Raw genomic sequence first — 17,489 nt, 5'->3', positions numbered from 1 at the left:
TTATTACGGCTAGAACCTCCCGCCGGGATTCGGATCGGGGGATAATCGTTAATCCGAGTCGGTGGGTATGCTGCTTCTTTATCATGTCTGGCTCTCTCCCTTCTGCCGGAAGGTCCGTCTGGTCCTTGGGGAGAAAAAGCTCGACTTCGAGATGAAGGTTCAAAAGGTCTGGGAACGGGACGATTCGTTCCTGGCGCTCAATCCGACCGGCGAAGTCCCCCTTCTGATCGACGAGGACGGCACCCGGATCGCCGGGTCGCAACCGATTTGCGAATATCTCGACGAAATGTATGGCGACGCATCGCTGATCGGCCAAGGCGCAGTCACGCGGGCCGAAGTCCGACGCCTGGTCGAATGGTTCGACCGCAAATTCCATGACGAAGTCATCGTCAATCTGGTCGATGAGAAGATCGTCAAACGGTTCTTGGGGCATGGGGAACCGAACAGCCGCGCGATTCAGGCCGGCAGCCGGAATCTGCACACCCATTTGTCCTATGTGGAATGGCTGGTCGACCGGCGCACCTGGCTTGCGGGCGAGGATATGAGCCTGGCTGATCTGACAGCCGCCGCGCATCTTTCCTGCGTCGATTATCTGGGCGACGTTCCCTGGGACGATCATCCCGCCGCCAAGGACTGGTATGCGCGTGTCAAATCGCGGCCGTGTTTCCGTCAGATTCTGGCGGATCGTATCCCGGGCGCGCCGCCGCCGCCGCATTACGCGGATCTCGACTTCTAGCGTGTCGCCAGGCCCGGCTTGGTTATTCCGGCCCAGCCACGTCGTCGACCTGAACGTCCAGCATTTCCAGGTTCCGTTTCGCGTCCTCCGCCGCAGGGCGGCCTTCATGCAGGCGGATCAGGGTCAGCCAATCCTGCCGCGCACCCACCGCGTTGCCTTGCAGCCGATGAATGATGCCGCGCTCCAGCAAGGCTTCGGGATTGTCCGGCTCAAGCTTCAGGGCGCGGTTCGCATCCTCCATGGCCAGGTCCAGGGCATCCACATATCGGTAGGCGCTGGCGCGCAGGGCGTGGATCGGCGCGCTGCCCGGGGCCAGGAACAAGGCCTGGTTCAAATCGTCGATGGCTTCCCAGTATTCAGCGCGGGAAAAGTAACTCACTGCCCGATCGGTCAGGATGTCAGGATTGTTGGGGCTCAATTCCAGGGCGCTGTTCTGAACTTCCAACGCTTTGTCCGGGTTGTCGGCCTGCTGCCAGGCAATGGCCGCATGGGCAAGAATTTCCGCGACGACATTCGGCGGGGTTTCTTCGGTCATACCCAGCGCCAGCGTCTCCAAGCGCTTCGCCGCCTCCTCATAATGGCCGAGATTGATGAGCGCGATGGCGGAGCAATGCAGCGCTGCCTCACCACCGCCCGCATCGTGCCAACGCAGGCTGTGTTCGAAACCCTCTTCCGGGTTGCGGACTGCCAGGCTCAGGCAGATTTGATATTCGCGATTGGACAGGAAGTCGTTCTGTTGCGCACGCGCAGGCGCGCTGACCGCGATCAGGATGCCCAAAAGGACAGGGGCCGAAAGGAAAGCCCGCGCTGTGCTTCGAATACCCATTGTTACGCCTCAAATGCCCTGGAATGCCGATCCAAAATCATGCCTATCCCTGTTCCAGGGCCTTAACTGCTGGGGTCAGGCGTAAAGCGAAGGGACATGCAAGACAAGCCGCCGTCCAGCTTGGCCGCTTCGGCGACGGACAGTTCCGTAACCGCATAGCCTTTTTCCCGCAGCAATGCCGCCGTACGTGGGAACCCCTTCGCCAGGAAAACCGTATCGTTGACGCGGATCAGGTTCGCCGCCGGCTCTTCGCCTTCCGGGCATTCGACAACCTCATACCCGTCGAAACAGCCGGACCGGACCAAGGGCGCCGTTGCGAAGATCGTTTCGGCATCCAGTAACCCGCAGCCGGTCTTGAAATGCAGAATTTCGGGCGGGGTCTGGACGATGCGGAGCGGCACGCCCAATTCCGCCAGGATCCGGTCGAGCTGCGCAACACCCGCCTCGTCCGTCCGCGCCGACAGGCCGATCAGGACTTCTCTTCCGGTGACCAGGATGTCGCCACCATCCACGAAACCGCCTTCCGGCAGGTCGATCACGCGGGTGAAGATTTCGTCGAGCGCGCGGCGCATCGGGTCACGTTCGCCGAATCGGGATTCCGCGCCAGGGCGCAGGATGATGGCCGCGCCTGCAACGCAGAGCGCGGGGTCTTCGACGAAGACCGAGTCTGGAAAATCCTCAAGCGGCTCAAGCACGGTCACTTCGGCCCCTGTGGCACGAAGCGCCTGCACATAGGCTTCATGCTCGCGCAGAAAGGCGCCTGAATCCGGGTCCGGGCCGGCACCATCGCGGATGCCATGGGCGACGCTCTTGCCCGGCTGCCGCGTCACCGCGTGGGAAAATCGGAAACTGGCTTCCGGATTCATAGCCTTCCTCCTGACCCGCTGGGGGCGTTTGATCGGCCCGCAGTCTCACCGGGCGCTTCTCGAAATCAAGCCGATTCTATTAAACGGATTGCAGTCGATAGGGATTCGGGTTTGGTCCGTCCTATTGACAGGTGGGCCCGCAGCGCAAAATTCGTAGGGTCGGATCACGCGCATTTTTTTGAGGGCAGGACAATTCCATGACCAATCGATTTTTCTGTTTCGGCCTTGGCTATTCCGCAATCGCCTTGGCGGAGCGCTTGCAGGCTGAAGGTTGGTCCATCGCCGGCACCTGCCGCAGCGCGGAAAAACAATCCGAGCTCTCGGCGCGGGGCTGGTCGATTTTTCGATTTGACCGCGACATGGCGTTGCCGGACGGCGCGCTCGACGGGGTGACGCATCTTCTCGCTTCGGTCCCGCCGGATGAAGCGGGCGATCCGGTCCTCGATGAAGCGGGCGCCGCCATTCGGGCGGCCGCCGACGGCATGGCTTGGATCGGCTATCTATCGACGACCGGCGTCTATGGCGACCGGGACGGCGATTGGGTCGATGAAACCTCCGACCTGATCCCGACGGGCGCGCGCGGCGAACGCCGGAAAAATGCCGAAGCCGGGTGGCTGGAACTCGGCCGGGACACCGGCGTGCCGGTCCATCTTTTCAGACTGGCCGGTATCTATGGCCCCGGCCGCAATGCGTTGGAGACGGTAAAAAAAGGCCAAGCCCGGCGAATCGACAAGCCGGGGCAGGTCTTCAGCCGTATTCACCGGGACGATATCACGGCAATCCTCCGTGCTTCTATCGACCGGCCCAATGCGGGGGCCGCCTATAATTGCTGCGATGACAACCCAGCGCCGCCGGAGGAAGTGATCGCCCATGCCAGCACCTTGCTGGGGGTCGAACCGCCGCCCCTGGTGCCTTTCGAAGACGCGGAGCTGTCGCCGATGGCGCGCAGTTTCTACCGCGATAACAAACGGGTCTCTAACCGGCGGATAAAGGATGAACTGGGCGTGACCCTGGCCTGGCCGGACTACCGGCAGGCGCTGAAAGCGATGCTCTAGACGCGCCCGTCAGCCGGTGGTGGCGATCAGGCCGTTGCGGCGATCAAGTCTTCCACCCGGGCTTCCATGCGAAGCAGGTCGGCTTCCGTGGACAGTCGGTGGTCGCCGCCCTTGACGATTTCGGTCACCACATCCGCTGACCGGATGGCGGCTGGAATGCTGAGGACATGGCGTAACGGCACGACCTCGTCCGCGTCCCCATGGATGATGCGCACCGGCCCGTGGAAGGCCAGCAGGTCACCGTCCAGCAGGTGATGTGCGCGGGATTCTTCAATCAATTTCAGGGTGATGGGATAATCCTCGTCGGCGTATTCCGACGGGCGATCCCAAACGCCGTCTCGATAGAGCGCCGCCCGAACTTCGTCAGGCATAGAAGGCAGCATCAGTTTTTCCGGGAAGTCCGGCGCCGGTGCTATCAACAGCAGGCCAGCCACTTTTTCCGGCCGCGCCCGGGCCAGCAACATCGCCATCCATCCACCCATTGAGGAGCCGATGACGACCTGCGGCCCTGCCGTGACCCGGTCCAGCACGGCAAGGGCGTCGGAAAACCAAGTCCCGATCGTTCCGTCCCGGAAGGCACCGCTCGACGCACCGTGGCCCTGATAATCGAATCGCGTGTATTGCCGCCCGGTCCTAACGGCGAAATCATGCAGCCGGGTGGCCTTGTTGCCCCCCATATCCGAATGAAACCCGCAGCAAAACAGCAGGCCGGGCCCGCCCTTCGGTCCCGGGGCCGGCAGGTGCCGATAGGCGATGGTCGCGCCGTCCGGTGTTGCAATCGTGTCGGGTTGGTCAATTTCTAATGTCATGAGGGGCTGTCTAAGGCTTGCGCGTGGTCCGAATTTTCGGTCTATAGCCACCATGACCGGGATTTTCCAGATTCAATCAAAGCGGCGCGGCTGCTGACCGGCCGCCATTGAAGCATGAGCGACACCACGACACCATCTGCGGGCGAGGCCGCGACACACGGGGAACCCGCGCCGGGCACGGCTGACGGGGCGTCCGCCGATGCGCCCGGCATTCTGCAGGTTCTTCCGGCCCTGGTAACGGGCGGGGCTGAGCGCGGCGCGATTGATGTCGCCCTTGCGGCCAAGGAAGCCGGCTTCAGGTCCTATGTCGCATCCAGCGGCGGACCGATGGTGCGCGAACTGGTCCGCGCCGGGATCGAGCATTTCGACCTGCCGATGGACAGTAAGAATCTGGTCACCATGTACCGCAATGTCGGGCGCCTGGCGGACCTCGCCGAACGCCTGAATGTGGACATCATCCATGCCCGCAGCCGCGCGCCCGCTTGGAGCGCGATGTACGCGGCACGCCGTTCCGGCCGTGCTTTCATGACCACCTTTCACGCAACGTATAACTACGAAAGCCCGCTGAAGAAGCTGTACAATTCCGTCATGGTCAAAGGCGACCGGGTGATCGCGATTAGTGACTTCATCCGCGACCACATGATCGAACACTACAACATCGATTGGGCACGGGTGCGGGTGATCCATCGCGGCATCGATCTGAAGATATTCGACCCCCAGGCGGTTTCCGCCGAACGCGTGGTGAAATTGGCGACGCAATGGCGCCTGCCGGACGGTGTGCCGGTGATTCTGATGTCCGGCCGCCTGACGCGCTGGAAGGGACAGATGCTGTTGTTGCAGGCTTTGCCGGAAATCTCCGACCTGGAATTCCGTTGCCTGTTCGTTGGCGCGGACCAGGGCCGCAGCGCCTATCGCGAAGAATTGGAATCCGCAGCGAAGCGACTAGGTCTCGATGGCCGTGTCCATATTGTCGGCGACTGCAACGACATGGCCGCGGCCTACAAACTGGCGGACGTCGTCGTGTCCGCATCGACCGACCCGGAAGGGTTCGGCCGCGTGGCTGTGGAAGGGCAGGCCTTGGGCCGCCCGGTCATCGCCCCCGCGCATGGCGCCGCGCCCGAGCAGATCGAGCAAGGTGTCAACGGTTGGCTTTTCGAGCCCGGCAATTCGCATTCGGTGGCCACGGTGCTGCGCGAGGCGCTTTCCCTCGATACGGAAGCGCGCGACAAGCTGCACGAAGCTGCGATCGACAATGTGCGCCGCCGCTTCACCAAGGAAGAGATGTGCCGCAAGACGGTGGAGGTCTATCGCGAATTGGCCGACCGCCGCCGCATGGGCTAGGCCGGTTGGAACGATCCGTGACCGGCGACAGTGCACAGGCTGAGAACCATCCGCCGCCGGCGGACAGGGTCCTGATCATAAAACTAGGGGCTTTGGGCGACTTCCTGCAGGCCATTGGCCCGATGCAGGCGATCCGTAAAGCCTATCCGATGGCGGAAATCTCCCTGCTGACAACCGTGCCTTTCCGCAAACTGGCGGAAGCGAGCGGTCTTTTCGACGCAATCCTGATCGACCCGCGCCCGGCCTTATGGAACCTGCCGGGTGTGCTGCGCTTGCGGACCATGCTGTGCGCCGCCCGCCCGCAGATCGTCTTCGACCTGCAAACCTCCGATCGCAGCAGCACCTATCTGAAACTGTTTTGGCCGAACAGGCCCTTATGGTCCGGGATTGCCGCCGGTGCGTCGCATCCCCACGCCAATACGGACCGAGACGCGATGCATACGGTCGACCGGCAGAGGGAACAACTGGCGGGCGCGGGCATCCTGGATGTCGCGCTTCCCGATCTTTCCTTTCTGGGTGACGAGGGGATAGACGGGATGACGTTGCCCGATCGTTTCGTGCTTTTGGCGCCGGGCGGCGCGCCGCACCGGCCGGAGAAACGCTGGCCGGCCGAAAATTTCGCCGACCTGGCCGCCCGGCTGCAGGCCGCCGGGTTAACGCCGGTCGTGCTGGGAACCAAGGCCGAGGCCGAGGCCGAAGGCGCCATTCTGCGGCGCTGCCCGGATGCTATGTCGCTGATCGGGAAGACCAGTCTGTTGCAGATTGCGCCGTTGGCGCGCCGGGCCGCGGGCGCGGTCGGCAATGATACCGGGCCGATGCATCTGATCACGATTTCCGGCTGCCCCAGCGTGGTGCTCTATTCTCATGCGTCCGACCCGGCCTTGTGCGCGCAGAAAGGCCCCTCGGTCACCATCCTGCGGCAGCCGGACCTGAACGCTTTGCCGCCGGATCAGGTTTTCGCGGCTTTAAAGCCCCGCTGACAACCCGCTGACACCCCGCGCGATGTTCCGTTAAGGGCGGCTTCCCTTGACTTGGTACCGGCTTTCGCTAAAGTCGCGCGCGTTTGAGGAACCGCCTTCGAATGACGGTCTTGCCGGGATGAAAGTTGTGTTCGAATTTGCCCTGAATGACGGTATGCGCACGCCTAGCGCCCGAACCCCCTGAGGGGGTCGTCTGAACCGTTGTCATTGCGACACCGCCCGCCCGACGCTTGTTCCATCGACATCGATGCTGCCGCGACGGTCCCCGGGCACCTGTTTCGAACTAAATTTCATTTTCTTAACTAGGGAATAGAACAATGGTAGCGATCACGCTTCCCGACGGGAACGTCCGCGAATTCGACGGCGCCGTGACGGGTGCGGAACTGGCCGCCTCGATCGGGCCTGGGCTGGCCAAGGCCGCGATGGTGGTGAAGGTAGAGGGTGACCTGTGGGACCTTAGTCGTCCCATTGAAAAAGACAGCAAGGTCGAAATCGTCACCAAGGATCACGAAGACGCGCTGGAAATCATCCGGCATGACGCCGCCCACGTTCTGGCGCAGGCGGTGCAGGAACTGTTTCCGGGTACGCAGATCACCTTCGGTCCGTCGACGGAGGACGGTTTTTACTACGATTTCCATCGCGAGGAGCCTTTCTCCACCGAGGATTTTGAAAAAATCGAAAAGAAGATGGCCGAAATCGTCGACCGCAACGATCCGATCGTGCGCGAGGTTTGGGACCGTGCGGATGCCGTCGACTATTTCAATCAGATCGGTGAGGAATTCAAAGCCGAGTGGGTGGGCGAACTGCCGTCCGAGGAACCGCTGACGATTTATCGTCAGGGGGAAAAGTGGCTCGACCTGTGCCGTGGCCCGCATCTGGAATCCACCGGCAAGCTGCCCAAGGCCTTCAAGCTGATGAAGCTGGCCGGCGCCTATTGGCGCGGCGACAGCAGCCGGCCGCAGTTGCAGCGCCTGTACGGCACGGCCTGGCGGACGGAGAAGGAGCTGAAGGCCCATCTGACGCGGATCGAGGAAGCGGAAAAACGCGACCATCGCAAACTGGGCCGCGAACTCGACCTATTCCACATGCAGGAAGAGGCCATGGGCTCCGTTTTCTGGCATCCCAAGGGCTGGACGGTCTATCGCCAGGCGGAACGCTATATGCGCAACCGTCTCGAAGATGCCGGTTACGTGGAAGTGAAGACGCCGCAGCTCGTCGACCGGAAGCTTTGGGAAGAATCCGGGCATTGGGAGAAATTCCGCGAGCACATGTTCGTTGCCGAAGTGGACGAAACGGATACCGACCATCCGCCCGCGCAGGACGGCAGCGAGGCGCATCGCGCCTATAACCGGCGTATGCTGGCGTTGAAGCCGATGAACTGCCCGGGTCACGTCCAGGTCTTCCGTCAGGGTATCAAGTCCTACCGTGACCTGCCGTTGCGGATGGCTGAATTCGGGTCCTGCCACCGCTATGAACCGTCGGGCGCCCTGCACGGTTTGATGCGCGTGCGCGCCTTCACCCAGGACGACGCCCATATCTTCTGCACGGAAGATCAGATCGAAAGCGAGACGAAGCTGTTCATCGACCTGTTGGCGTCGATCTATCGCGATTTCGGCTTCGATGAGTTCATCGTGAAGTTTTCCGACCGCCCGGACACGCGCGCCGGGGAAGACGCGGTTTGGGACAAAGCGGAAAAAGCCTTGATGGATGCGACGACGGCCGCCGGTGTCGAAGTGAAGCTCAATCCCGGCGAAGGCGCGTTCTATGGTCCAAAGCTGGAATTCGTGCTGCGCGACGCCATCGGCCGGGATTGGCAATGCGGCACGCTGCAGGTCGATTTCGTGCTTCCGGAACGGCTGGACGCGACATATGTCGCCGAAGACGGCGCCCGGCACCGTCCCGTCATGCTGCACCGGGCGATCCTGGGATCGTTCGAGCGGTTCATGGGCATCCTGATCGAGCAGTATTCCGGGCGTTTTCCGATGTGGCTGGCCCCGGTCCAGACCGTTGTGGCGACGATCACGTCGGATGCCAACGACTATGCGGAACAGGTCGCCGCGGCATGCCGGAAGGCCGGTTTGCGGGTGGAAACCGACCTTCGGAACGAGAAAATCAACTACAAGGTCCGCGAACACAGCCACATGAAGGTGCCGGTGATGCTGGTCGTGGGGAATCGCGAGGCCGAGGAAGGCACGGTCGCCGTGCGTCGGCTGGGCGGCAAAGCGCAAGAGGTCCTTGCGCTTGACGCCGCACTCGCTATCCTTAAAACGGACGCGACAATACCGGGTACGGTATGATATGCGGAAGCGCCGGGGTACCGCCCGGCGTGTGGAATGGCGGTGGTTCTTGCCGCCGCCGCTTCACGAAGGTGCGTTTCGGATCCTTTCGGGGGTTCCCTTGAGGAATTGATTGGGACCGGGCGCATAATACGGTACGATTTCTGAAAAGACGGCAAGGCGAGAAGACGCCTTCAGGAGGACACTATACGACGGCCATTTTTTGCGCCGCCCCCGTCAAAAGACGGGCCGCGGGTAAACGACGACATCACTGCGCAGGAAGTGCGCTTGATTGACGCTGAGGGAGAGAATGTCGGGGTCACCGCGACCGCGGAGGCGATCAAGTTAGCCTTCGAGGCCGGGTTGGACCTGGTTGAAATTTCGCCGAACGCGGACCCGCCCGTGGCGAAGATCCTCGACTACGGCAAATACAAATACGAAGCCCAGAAGCGGAAGAACGAAGCGCGCAAGAAGCAGAAGGTCATCGAGGTCAAAGAGATCAAGTTCCGTCCGAACATTGATCAGCATGACTACGACGTCAAAATGCGTTCCATGCACAAGTTCATAGAAGAGGGCGACAAGGTGAAGGTGACCTTGCGGTTCCGGGGGCGTGAAATGGCGCACCAGGAGCTGGGCATGGAAGTCCTGAACCGTGTTCGCGACGAAATGGACGAAAAGGCCAAGGTCGAACAGCGTCCTTCCATGGAAGGACGTCAGATGATCATGGTGTTGGCTCCCCGCTGATAGACGTGCAGCTGACTGAATAGCGGCTAATCCAATGGCGGCAGGTCCTGTGCGGTCCGCCGTTTAAGGCGGCCGGTACACGCTGTGTGAGCGGCGCGGTTAAGTTTAAGGGTCCGGCCGATTGCTGGGCCCTTTCGCTTTTCGTGGTGACAGTCGCGCGTTGTGCGGCCCTTGGCCTACGGTCGGGGACAGGTCTGTTCGGTGTTTCGCTGTCACGGGGTGGGCCGGAATCCTCGACAGGCGCAGCCATATTCGGCATAACCGTTGGGCTGAAATGTTTCGGTCGAGGTGGGGAATATGATTGGTCGTTTGGCAGCCCTTGCTGCCGCAGTGTTTCTGGCTGGATCCGTCGGATCCGCACAGGCGGACCAGGGGCGGGCCTATATCGGCCTGAAAGGCGTTGGTTCTTTCCTGTCGGAGGTAGAGGACGTTACCTCCACCGGCATGACCGCGTTCCAGGTCAACAATGGTGAGGACCTGGTTGCCGGTGCAGGGGGAGTTCTGGGGTATACTTTCGGCGATGTACCCCTGCGCGCGGAATTCGAGGTCGGCTATCGATTCCGCTTCGATTTCGATGCGCGCGACAACGGGCCGCCGACCATCGGCTATGAGAACAATCTGAACACCACGACCGCCCTGGTGAATCTGGCCTGGGAAATTCGTCAGTTCGGGGACGATTGGGTGCCCTATCTGGGGGCTTCGGTCGGCTGGGCGCGAAATACGTCCGAGGTCGAGCGTAACAATTTCACCGGCGCCATCACGACGACGGAAAACAGCACCGACAATCTGGCGCTGGGGATCATGGCCGGGTTCACCTGGTATGTAAGCGACAGTTTCGGCATCGACCTCGGCTATCGTTTCATCAATCTGGGTGAAGTGGAAACCGGCACCTTGGCCGGCGGTGAAAGTTTCCAATCCGATGACTATACGTCGAATGAAGTGACCCTTTCCCTGAATTACCGGTTCTAGGTCTCACTCATAAGGAAGGTTGGTGTTCCGCGATGGGGGACGGCCCTTTATTTCGTTACCGTGCGCTGAAAGCCGACGGCACCCTGCGTGAAGATCCGTTGCAGGAACTGGCCGCGGAAAAACTTCAGAGTCTGCATCATGCCTTGAAAGGCTATGCGTCCAAATCCGGCCAGACGGGCTGGAAGGAACGCCTGGGCCTTGCCCGCCGCCGCGCCGAGGCGCCACAGGGGCTGTACATGTTCGGCGGCGTCGGCCGTGGCAAGAGCATGCTGATGGATCTGTTCTTCGATGAGGTGGAGATGGAGGCCAAGCGCCGCGTTCATTTCCACGAATTCATGATCGAGGTTCACGGCAAGGTTCATGCCTGGCGTCAGGAACAGAAGAACCGCAAGAACAAGGAAAGCGATCCGCTGCCGAAGATCGCCGCCGAATTGGCGGAAAAGGTGACGTTGCTGTGTTTCGATGAATTCCATGTCACCGATATCGCCGATGCGATGATCCTGGGGCGCTTGTTCGAATACCTGTTCCAAGACGGGGTCGTTGTGGTGGCGACCAGCAATTGGCCGCCGGACGATCTTTACAAAGACGGTCTGCAGCGCGCGAATTTCCTGCCCTTCATCGATCTTTTGAAGAGCAAGTTGGACGTGTTGCACCTGGATTCGCCCACCGACTATCGGCTGATCCGCCTGAAAAGCATCAAGATTTACCACGCCCCGCTCGGCCCGGCCTCGACCAAGGAATTGGAAAAGGCTTTCCATGATTTGACGGAAGGGGCGCAGGTGATGGAGGACGAGGTCGAATTGCGCGGGCGGACCATCAAGGTTTCCCGCGCCGCCCGCGGCACCGCCTGGATGACGTTCCAGGAATTGTGTGAACAGCCGCGCGGGGCCGAGGATTTCATTGCCGTCGCGGGCCGCTATCACACCCTGGTGCTGAACGGGGTGCCGAAACTGGACGAATCCAAACGCAACGAGGCTAAGCGCTTCATGACGCTGATCGACGCGTTGTATGAGCACAAGGTCAATATCGTGATGGCCGCGGCTGCGCCGCCGCAGGATATCTATCCCGCAGGGCGGCACGCATTCGAATTCGAACGAACCGTTTCGCGCCTTATGGAGATGCAATCCGCGGAGTATATGGATGCGCCTCATCGCCGGAAGGCTGAGGCCGACGCGGCGCTGCTGGCGGCGGATCAGGCGTAAGGGGCAGTTCCGTCGTCGCCTTCACGGTCGACATCACCATGGTCGTGGTCATGTTCCACAGGGTCGGAATACGCATCAGGCGGGCGTGGACGTTCTCCTCATAGTCCTCGATCGACCTTGCGGCGATTTTCAGCACATAGTCCCGTTCGCCCATCACCTTGTAGCATTCAAGGATCCGGGGGATTTGCCGGATGGTTTCCTCGAAAGCCTCCTGCACCGACGGGGTCGGCGGGCGAACCTTCACCTCCACGAAAAGCAGTACGGGAAAGCCCAGCGATTTGGGGTCCAGCAAAGCCGTGCGCTTGGCGATGACGCCCGCATCCTCAAGCCGCCGTATACGCCGCCAGCAGGGGGATTGGCTAAGCCCCACGCGGTCGGCGATTTCCCCCGTGGATAGGGTGGCGTCCTTTTGCAGCAATAGAAGGATCTTACGATCCGTCAAATCCAGTTCTATAGTCACATCAAGTCTCAAAAAAGGAATATGATGACTAATTTATTCAAATGATATCCAATTCGCCAGGATATTCGCATACACTTGCCGGGGCATCGGGATTAATCTTTGCGCTTCAACCGATGTTTTTAGGGATTTACGGCGATGACGAAGCTGGCTGACTGGTTTGAAACTTCCAACGATGCAACCAAGGTGCTCCTGCGCCTGGGGGCGCGGCCGGACGTCATTTCGCTGGCCGGTGGCCTGCCGGCGCCGGAACTCTTCCCGGGTGATGCGGTTGCCGATGCTTTCGCCCATGTCGCGCGCAGCGCGCCGGCGGTATCGCTGCAATACGGCCCGGCGGAGGGGATCGAACCGCTGCGCGCGCTGATCGCTGCCCAAATGCGGAAAGAAGGCGCGGGTTCCGTCACCGCGGAAAACGTCCTGATCACCACCGGCAGCCAACAGGGCCTCACCTTGATCGGGCAAACCTTGCTGAACAAGGGCGACCGGATCGCGCTGGACGAACCGACCTTCCTGGGTGCATTGGACGCCTGGCGCCCGCGTGAACCGGGATATACGGCGATCGATTGGTCCGGCAATACGCCCGTATTCAAGCCCTCCAGCGATGCGGAGACGATGCCGAAATTCGCTTATTGCCTGCCCAACTTCCGCAACCCGACCGGGGAAACCATGACCTTGGACGCACGCAAGGCATTGGTCGCCGCGGCGCAGCGGGACGACGTAATCCTGATTGAGGACAACCCGTATGGCGCCTTGCGGTATGAAGGCGTTCAACCGGCCTCTCTGATCTCCATCGCCGATCAAGGAGGCGACGGACCCTATGATGGCCACGTGATCTATACCGGCACCGTCTCCAAGACATTGGCGCCGGCCCTTCGGGTGGGCTGGATGGTCGTGCCGCAGCGCTTGTTGCATGGGCTGATTATCTCCAAACAGGGGCTCGATCTGTGCACCAGCCCGTTGACGCAATACGCGGCCCTGCATCTGATCGAAACGGGGGTTGAGGCGGAGACGTCTGAGCGCGCGCGGGACCTGTATCGCATCCGGCGGGACGCCATGTTGGCGGCGCTTGAAGCGGAAATGCCGGCCGGCGTGACCTGGACCCGGCCGGAAGGTGGCATGTTCGTCTGGGTAACACTCCCGGAAGGCACCGACGCACACGACATTTTCCAACGCGCGGCTGATGCCCGCGTCGCTATTGTGCCGGGCGATGTGTTCTATGCCATGAACCCGGCCCACAATACGATGCGCCTCAACTTCACCAATGTGCCGGAAGCGACCATAGCCGAGGCGGTTCAACGCCTCGCCGGGGTCATTGAGGGCAGGGCCCGGAACGCCGCCTGACCCAAAAACGACTTAATTGAAGAAAACAACGCCTGTGCGACGCACGGGCGTTGTCGCTTTTGCAGGTGCCAAAGGAACTTACGTCAACGCTACTATTAACGCGTGTTAATTATCCATCTATTGCTATCCAAATAGATTGAGTGCAGTAGAAACCCTCCTGCGCGGCCTGGGCCGCGCTTTTTTGTTTTACGGGGGGCGAGTCGTATTGCGTAAACGGCGTCGTCTAGGGGGTTTCCATGAAGATGAGGTCTATTTTCGCCATCGCGGTGGTAACGGCAATCGGCTGTTTCGCCACAAAACAGGCATCGGCCATTACACTCCGCTACAGCGGGGATTTCACGGTCGATCAGGCGGTCGGAACGGCCGCTCCATTGCTGGGTACAGCGGGGTCGTTCTTCTACGACATCGATTTCGATAATCCGGATCCCGATCCCTCGGGTGTGGCCGGAATCATTCCCAATGCCGTTGTGGCGCGCAGTATTACACTCGGCGGGCAAACCTACACGGATACGTCGGTCAATGATCTTGAGATCAACTTCGGTTCGGGGAATGGGTTCAACATCTTGGCGAAGACGTCGCCGGGCTTTCCCGATATCTTTTTTGCAATCTTCACCGACTACGATCCGGAAGCTTTGATTGCCAACCCCCTGACCGACGGAAATTTCGGTTTTGCTGAGGGCCTTTTCCTGTTTGGCGAGGGCTCGCTCGTGTCGATTGTCGCTACGTTTGGCACGTTCGACACGTTGGAAGGTCTTATGGCGCTTGAAGGAGCCCTGACGAGCATCGATGTGGTGACCGAGCAGACCGACCCCGATACGGGTAACGGGGGAAATCCGGTCACCTCGGTGCCGGTCCCGGCCGCCCTGCCGCTTCTGCTGTCCGGGCTCTGCGGATTCCTGATCCTTCGGCGGCGGCGTAACGCCTGACCCGGCCGTTGGCGCGGTTTTGATGAAAAAGGCCCGCCTGCGCGGGCCTTTTTTCGCTGAACGCCTGTTTTCCACCGTTGCCCCGAACAGACGGATTGACCGCCCGCGCCCGGAAAGCTATTAGACCCCTCCCGGCGCCGTATTCGGTAATCCGAACCGCGCCCCGGCCTTTTGAGTGCCCCTGTGGCGGAACTGGTAGACGCGACAGACTCAAAATCTGTTTTCCTTACGGAAGTGGGAGTTCGAGTCTCCCCGGGGGCACCATCTTTTCATAACCCTCAATCGCCGGGCGGCCGCATCCGCGGCCTTGGCTTTCCTCGCATAAGCTCGGGCGGCCATTCGGCCTTGTGAACTCTGGCGCGTTCAAACTTTGCCCCTCTGGGGGCACCATCTTTTCTTTCCATTGAGACGGGTGGCGGCGGCATCTGCGGCCTTGGCTTTCTTCGCATAGGTCGGGTGGCCGGGGCCTGCGAGCCCATTCGTCTTTGACGCCTTTACCGTCACGTGTGGCCATGGACTGAGGTATGATCGCGCGTTTAATGTCTTTGGCTCAAACGCGCTTACCACGCGATCCGACCGGTACGCTATTGCCAAATTTCAGAAATACATGATAAACTAATAAAGTTGGCTAACTGATTGTTAATAAACCAACAATCAAGTGTCAACGAAGTGTGAACAGAATTTATATGTTTGTGTAGAATCTAGGTCGGTTGGGACAAATCCGTAAGCGGATTGACCGGGTCATTTTCTCCTTGGGCATGTTTGTTTTGCATTGCAACAGCCTATAAATGGGGAAAATCAAGATGCTGCCTGACCGCAATCTGCGCACGACCCTGCGCGCCGAAATCGTAGGAACCATTCGAACCATCTCGCTGGGCGTTGCGCTCGCCGGCGCATCGATGGCCGTTGCGTCGACAGGCGCGATGGCGGTTCCGCTTAATCTGAATGTGGGCACCGGTGAAGCTGTAAACATCAACCAGTTTTGTTTGCTTCCTACGGAAGCGGGTTGTGAACTTTTTGAGACTCTACCGGTCGAACTAACCGGTGAAGAGTCCACAATTGCGGAAGGCGCCACGGCGACGGCGACAGCACCTGTTGAAAGTTCTGTGCCCTTCAACAATGAAGGCACTTTGATCAATGAAGATCATTTCACGCAAAATGGTTCCATTTTCACCAACGTCCAGAACAAGGGCACAGTCATCAATCGTGGGACGTTTGTTCAAGCCGGCCAATTCGAGAATAGAGGGTTGGTCACCAACGAAAAGACAGGGGTGACCCACAACACGTTCACCGTCGAAAGCGGCGGGGTGTTCCTCAATTCAGGCATAATTGAGAATGTTTCCATCTTCGAAAACCTCGGACTATTCGTCAATAAGGGTAATGAAGGTCAGGGCCCTGGTATTTTCACCAACAACTTTATCCTCCGCAACAAAGGTGACATGGTTCTGGAAGCTGGCTCGGTGCTCACCGGTAGCGGTGGTTACACTCAATTTTCAGGCACGACGACCTTTGACGGCACCATGTCATTGCAAGAAGGATTCGCCAGATCTTTCGAATTTTTTGGAGGCACGTTCGGTGGTAGTGGAACAGTTGCGAGAGATATCATAGTACGTGACACTGACGACCTAGAATCGGTCATTTTAACGGACGGTCCTCTGACCATAAAAGGGTCAATAGAAACGAGCCGTAGTCACTTTATAAACCAGTCCAATTCGGTCGTCATTGAAGGTGATTTTAGCTCGACGGATGATGGCAATTTCATCAACGAGGGGACCGTTCGGCTAGATGGTAGATTTAGCAGTATTCTTGGAACGGTCCATCTGTTAGCCGGATCGGTCTTTGAAGCCGGAACGAAGTTTCTTGCTCTTAAGGAATCAAACCTGACGGTCGACGGAACGCTGTCTGCTGACGAAGGCATTGTCGTTCGGGATTCTACCATCGGCGGTAGTGGGGTCGTCCGGAACAAGGTTACTTTTTCCGGTCCTGATACGACTGTGGCCGCCGGCAACGACGGCGAGACTCTAACGTTCGAAGACGGTCTGGAAATAGTCAATAGCGTGAGGAGAGGTCAGCCAGTAGCCCAGACGATGACCAACAACGGTAACCTGACCGTCAAAGGCGCGTCGGAAAACAAGGAAGCGAGTTTTATCAACAACGGTACGATCACCAATGATGGAGCGTTTGCAAATTCTGGGGCTGTCCAAATTGCAAATGGGTCGGTGTTCAACGGTACCGGCACCTATACACAAACAGCCGGCAGACTGACAGTTGACGGCACCTTGTCGCAGCAGCAAATCGCCATCGAAGGCGGAACGCTCGGCGGTAGCGGTTTGTTGGAAGGCAATGTTTCGGTTAGCGGGGCGACGATCGCGGCGGGCAATTCGCCGGGCCTGCTCAGCGTTGCCGGTGACTTGGACATCCTCGGCGGCACGTCGCTGGAATTCGAACTGGGCGGCACGGCCGCCGGTATCGATTATGACCAAATCGCCGTGACCGGGGCGGCGACGCTCGCCGCTGGTACGATCTTCGATGTCGATTATTTCGGTGGGTTCGAGGCCGGTGCCGGGGTCTTTTTCGATCTGATCGTCGCCAACAGTTTCGGGTCGATCAACATTCTGGATTTCATATTCGACTTCACGGACGCCGAACTCGCCGACGGGTTGAAGTGGGAGACCTCGATCTTCGCACTGTCCGGCGGCGAACAAGCCCTGCGCCTGTCGGCCACGGAAACCGTCTCACAGGTGCCGATCCCCGCCGGGCTTCCCCTGGCAGCGGCCGGCTTGTTCATTCTCGTCGCGGTACGTCGCTTCGGCCGAAAGGCCGCGGCCTGACAAACGCACCGCAGGGCTTTTGCGGTTTGGAGGCGGTAGGCGGTTCGTTACCCAACCGGGCGATGCAGCGCGTTCAACTCCGTCTTCCTTAAAGGTGTGGGCGTGCGCGCCGCCCCGGCGGCCAATACGG

General features: G+C 60.0%; 15 protein-coding genes and 1 tRNA gene. 12 read left to right on the top strand and 4 right to left on the bottom strand.

The features are described from left to right. The first annotated feature begins 67 nt into the window (after nt 1–67). Nucleotides 68–736, top strand: coding sequence for an FtsZ-binding protein FzlA (gene fzlA / locus EOI86_RS11920; RefSeq protein ID WP_127765430.1), 669 nt, complete (start codon nt 68–70; stop codon nt 734–736). Between the two features lie 22 nt (nt 737–758). On the opposite strand, the gene EOI86_RS11915 is transcribed toward fzlA, so the two are convergent. Continuing rightward, on the bottom strand, nt 759–1,562 hold the full coding sequence (locus EOI86_RS11915; protein ID WP_127765429.1) for a tetratricopeptide repeat protein: 804 nt from the start codon (nt 1,560–1,562) through the stop codon (nt 759–761). Between the two features lie 62 nt (nt 1,563–1,624). Further along, a complete protein-coding gene (locus EOI86_RS11910) occupies nt 1,625–2,428 on the bottom strand; it encodes a dimethylarginine dimethylaminohydrolase family protein (RefSeq protein ID WP_127765428.1) in 804 nt (267 codons plus the stop codon). Nucleotides 2,429–2,625: 197 nt separating this feature from the next. On the opposite strand from EOI86_RS11910, the gene EOI86_RS11905 reads away from it, so the two are divergent. After that, complete coding sequence (locus EOI86_RS11905; protein WP_127765427.1) at nt 2,626–3,483, top strand: SDR family oxidoreductase; 858 nt, start codon at nt 2,626–2,628, stop codon at nt 3,481–3,483. A 26-nt stretch (nt 3,484–3,509) separates the two neighbouring features. On the opposite strand, the gene EOI86_RS11900 is transcribed toward EOI86_RS11905, so the two are convergent. After that, the gene (locus EOI86_RS11900) at nt 3,510–4,292 is read right to left on the bottom strand and encodes an alpha/beta hydrolase (protein WP_161973805.1); all 783 of its coding nucleotides are present in this window, start codon (nt 4,290–4,292) and stop codon (nt 3,510–3,512) included. Nucleotides 4,293–4,406: 114 nt separating this feature from the next. Between EOI86_RS11900 and EOI86_RS11895 the strand changes: the two genes are divergently transcribed. From EOI86_RS11895 to zapE, 6 genes are all read left to right on the top strand, one after another. Further along, a complete protein-coding gene (locus EOI86_RS11895) occupies nt 4,407–5,633 on the top strand; it encodes a glycosyltransferase family 4 protein (protein ID WP_127765425.1) in 1,227 nt (408 codons plus the stop codon). A 17-nt stretch (nt 5,634–5,650) separates the two neighbouring features. Continuing rightward, nucleotides 5,651–6,613, top strand: coding sequence for a glycosyltransferase family 9 protein (locus EOI86_RS11890; protein WP_240035646.1), 963 nt, complete (start codon nt 5,651–5,653; stop codon nt 6,611–6,613). 317 nt (nt 6,614–6,930) lie between these two features. Then, nucleotides 6,931–8,910 carry a threonine--tRNA ligase gene (gene thrS / locus EOI86_RS11885; protein ID WP_127765424.1) on the top strand — a complete coding sequence of 660 codons (1,980 nt, stop codon included), beginning with the start codon at nt 6,931–6,933 and terminating at the stop codon, nt 8,908–8,910. Between the two features lie 186 nt (nt 8,911–9,096). Then, entirely contained in the window at nt 9,097–9,633 is a 537-nt protein-coding gene (gene infC, locus EOI86_RS11880) for a translation initiation factor IF-3 (RefSeq protein ID WP_127765423.1), read from the top strand. Nucleotides 9,634–9,930: 297 nt separating this feature from the next. Further along, on the top strand, nt 9,931–10,602 hold the full coding sequence (locus tag EOI86_RS11875; protein WP_127765422.1) for an outer membrane protein: 672 nt from the start codon (nt 9,931–9,933) through the stop codon (nt 10,600–10,602). 32 nt (nt 10,603–10,634) lie between these two features. After that, on the top strand, nt 10,635–11,804 hold the full coding sequence (gene zapE, locus EOI86_RS11870; RefSeq protein ID WP_127765421.1) for a cell division protein ZapE: 1,170 nt from the start codon (nt 10,635–10,637) through the stop codon (nt 11,802–11,804). Here the strand turns inward: zapE and EOI86_RS11865 are convergent. Further along, complete coding sequence (locus tag EOI86_RS11865) at nt 11,713–12,264, bottom strand: Lrp/AsnC family transcriptional regulator (RefSeq protein ID WP_127765420.1); 552 nt, start codon at nt 12,262–12,264, stop codon at nt 11,713–11,715. The two genes, zapE and EOI86_RS11865, sit on opposite strands and share 92 nt — an antisense overlap. 135 nt (nt 12,265–12,399) lie before the next feature. Here EOI86_RS11865 and EOI86_RS11860 point away from each other — a divergent pair, with 135 nt between their 5' ends. From EOI86_RS11860 to EOI86_RS11845, 4 genes are all read left to right on the top strand, one after another. Continuing rightward, a complete protein-coding gene (locus tag EOI86_RS11860; protein WP_127765419.1) occupies nt 12,400–13,602 on the top strand; it encodes an aminotransferase-like domain-containing protein in 1,203 nt (400 codons plus the stop codon). 236 nt (nt 13,603–13,838) lie between these two features. Next, complete coding sequence (locus EOI86_RS11855; RefSeq protein ID WP_127765418.1) at nt 13,839–14,528, top strand: VPLPA-CTERM sorting domain-containing protein; 690 nt, start codon at nt 13,839–13,841, stop codon at nt 14,526–14,528. A gap of 177 nt (nt 14,529–14,705) precedes the next feature. Next, nucleotides 14,706–14,792, top strand: a tRNA-Leu gene (locus tag EOI86_RS11850). A 539-nt stretch (nt 14,793–15,331) separates the two neighbouring features. Then, entirely contained in the window at nt 15,332–17,359 is a 2,028-nt protein-coding gene (locus EOI86_RS11845; RefSeq protein ID WP_127765417.1) for an autotransporter outer membrane beta-barrel domain-containing protein, read from the top strand. Nucleotides 17,360–17,489 lie beyond the last annotated feature (130 nt).

Source organism: Hwanghaeella grinnelliae (assembly GCF_004005845.1).
GTDB lineage: Bacteria > Pseudomonadota > Alphaproteobacteria > UBA8366 > Aestuariispiraceae > Hwanghaeella > Hwanghaeella grinnelliae.
The sequence above is the reverse complement of the archived record's forward strand: the minus strand, read 5'-3'. Positions and strand labels throughout refer to the sequence as shown.

What these genes read in the sequence shown, in the direction of transcription:
- EOI86_RS11860 (WP_127765419.1), top strand. Translation starts at nt 12,400, where the DNA reads ATGACGAAGCTGGCTGACTGGTTTGAAACTTCCAACGATGCAACCAAG.
- fzlA (WP_127765430.1), top strand. Translation starts at nt 68, where the DNA reads ATGCTGCTTCTTTATCATGTCTGGCTCTCTCCCTTCTGCCGGAAGGTC.
- EOI86_RS11910 (WP_127765428.1), bottom strand. Translation starts at nt 2,428, where the DNA reads ATGAATCCGGAAGCCAGTTTCCGATTTTCCCACGCGGTGACGCGGCAG.
- zapE (WP_127765421.1), top strand. Translation starts at nt 10,635, where the DNA reads ATGGGGGACGGCCCTTTATTTCGTTACCGTGCGCTGAAAGCCGACGGC.
- EOI86_RS11905 (WP_127765427.1), top strand. Translation starts at nt 2,626, where the DNA reads ATGACCAATCGATTTTTCTGTTTCGGCCTTGGCTATTCCGCAATCGCC.
- EOI86_RS11855 (WP_127765418.1), top strand. Translation starts at nt 13,839, where the DNA reads ATGAAGATGAGGTCTATTTTCGCCATCGCGGTGGTAACGGCAATCGGC.
- EOI86_RS11915 (WP_127765429.1), bottom strand. Translation starts at nt 1,562, where the DNA reads ATGGGTATTCGAAGCACAGCGCGGGCTTTCCTTTCGGCCCCTGTCCTT.
- thrS (WP_127765424.1), top strand. Translation starts at nt 6,931, where the DNA reads ATGGTAGCGATCACGCTTCCCGACGGGAACGTCCGCGAATTCGACGGC.
- EOI86_RS11845 (WP_127765417.1), top strand. Translation starts at nt 15,332, where the DNA reads ATGCTGCCTGACCGCAATCTGCGCACGACCCTGCGCGCCGAAATCGTA.
- EOI86_RS11895 (WP_127765425.1), top strand. Translation starts at nt 4,407, where the DNA reads ATGAGCGACACCACGACACCATCTGCGGGCGAGGCCGCGACACACGGG.
- EOI86_RS11875 (WP_127765422.1), top strand. Translation starts at nt 9,931, where the DNA reads ATGATTGGTCGTTTGGCAGCCCTTGCTGCCGCAGTGTTTCTGGCTGGA.
- EOI86_RS11900 (WP_161973805.1), bottom strand. Translation starts at nt 4,292, where the DNA reads ATGACATTAGAAATTGACCAACCCGACACGATTGCAACACCGGACGGC.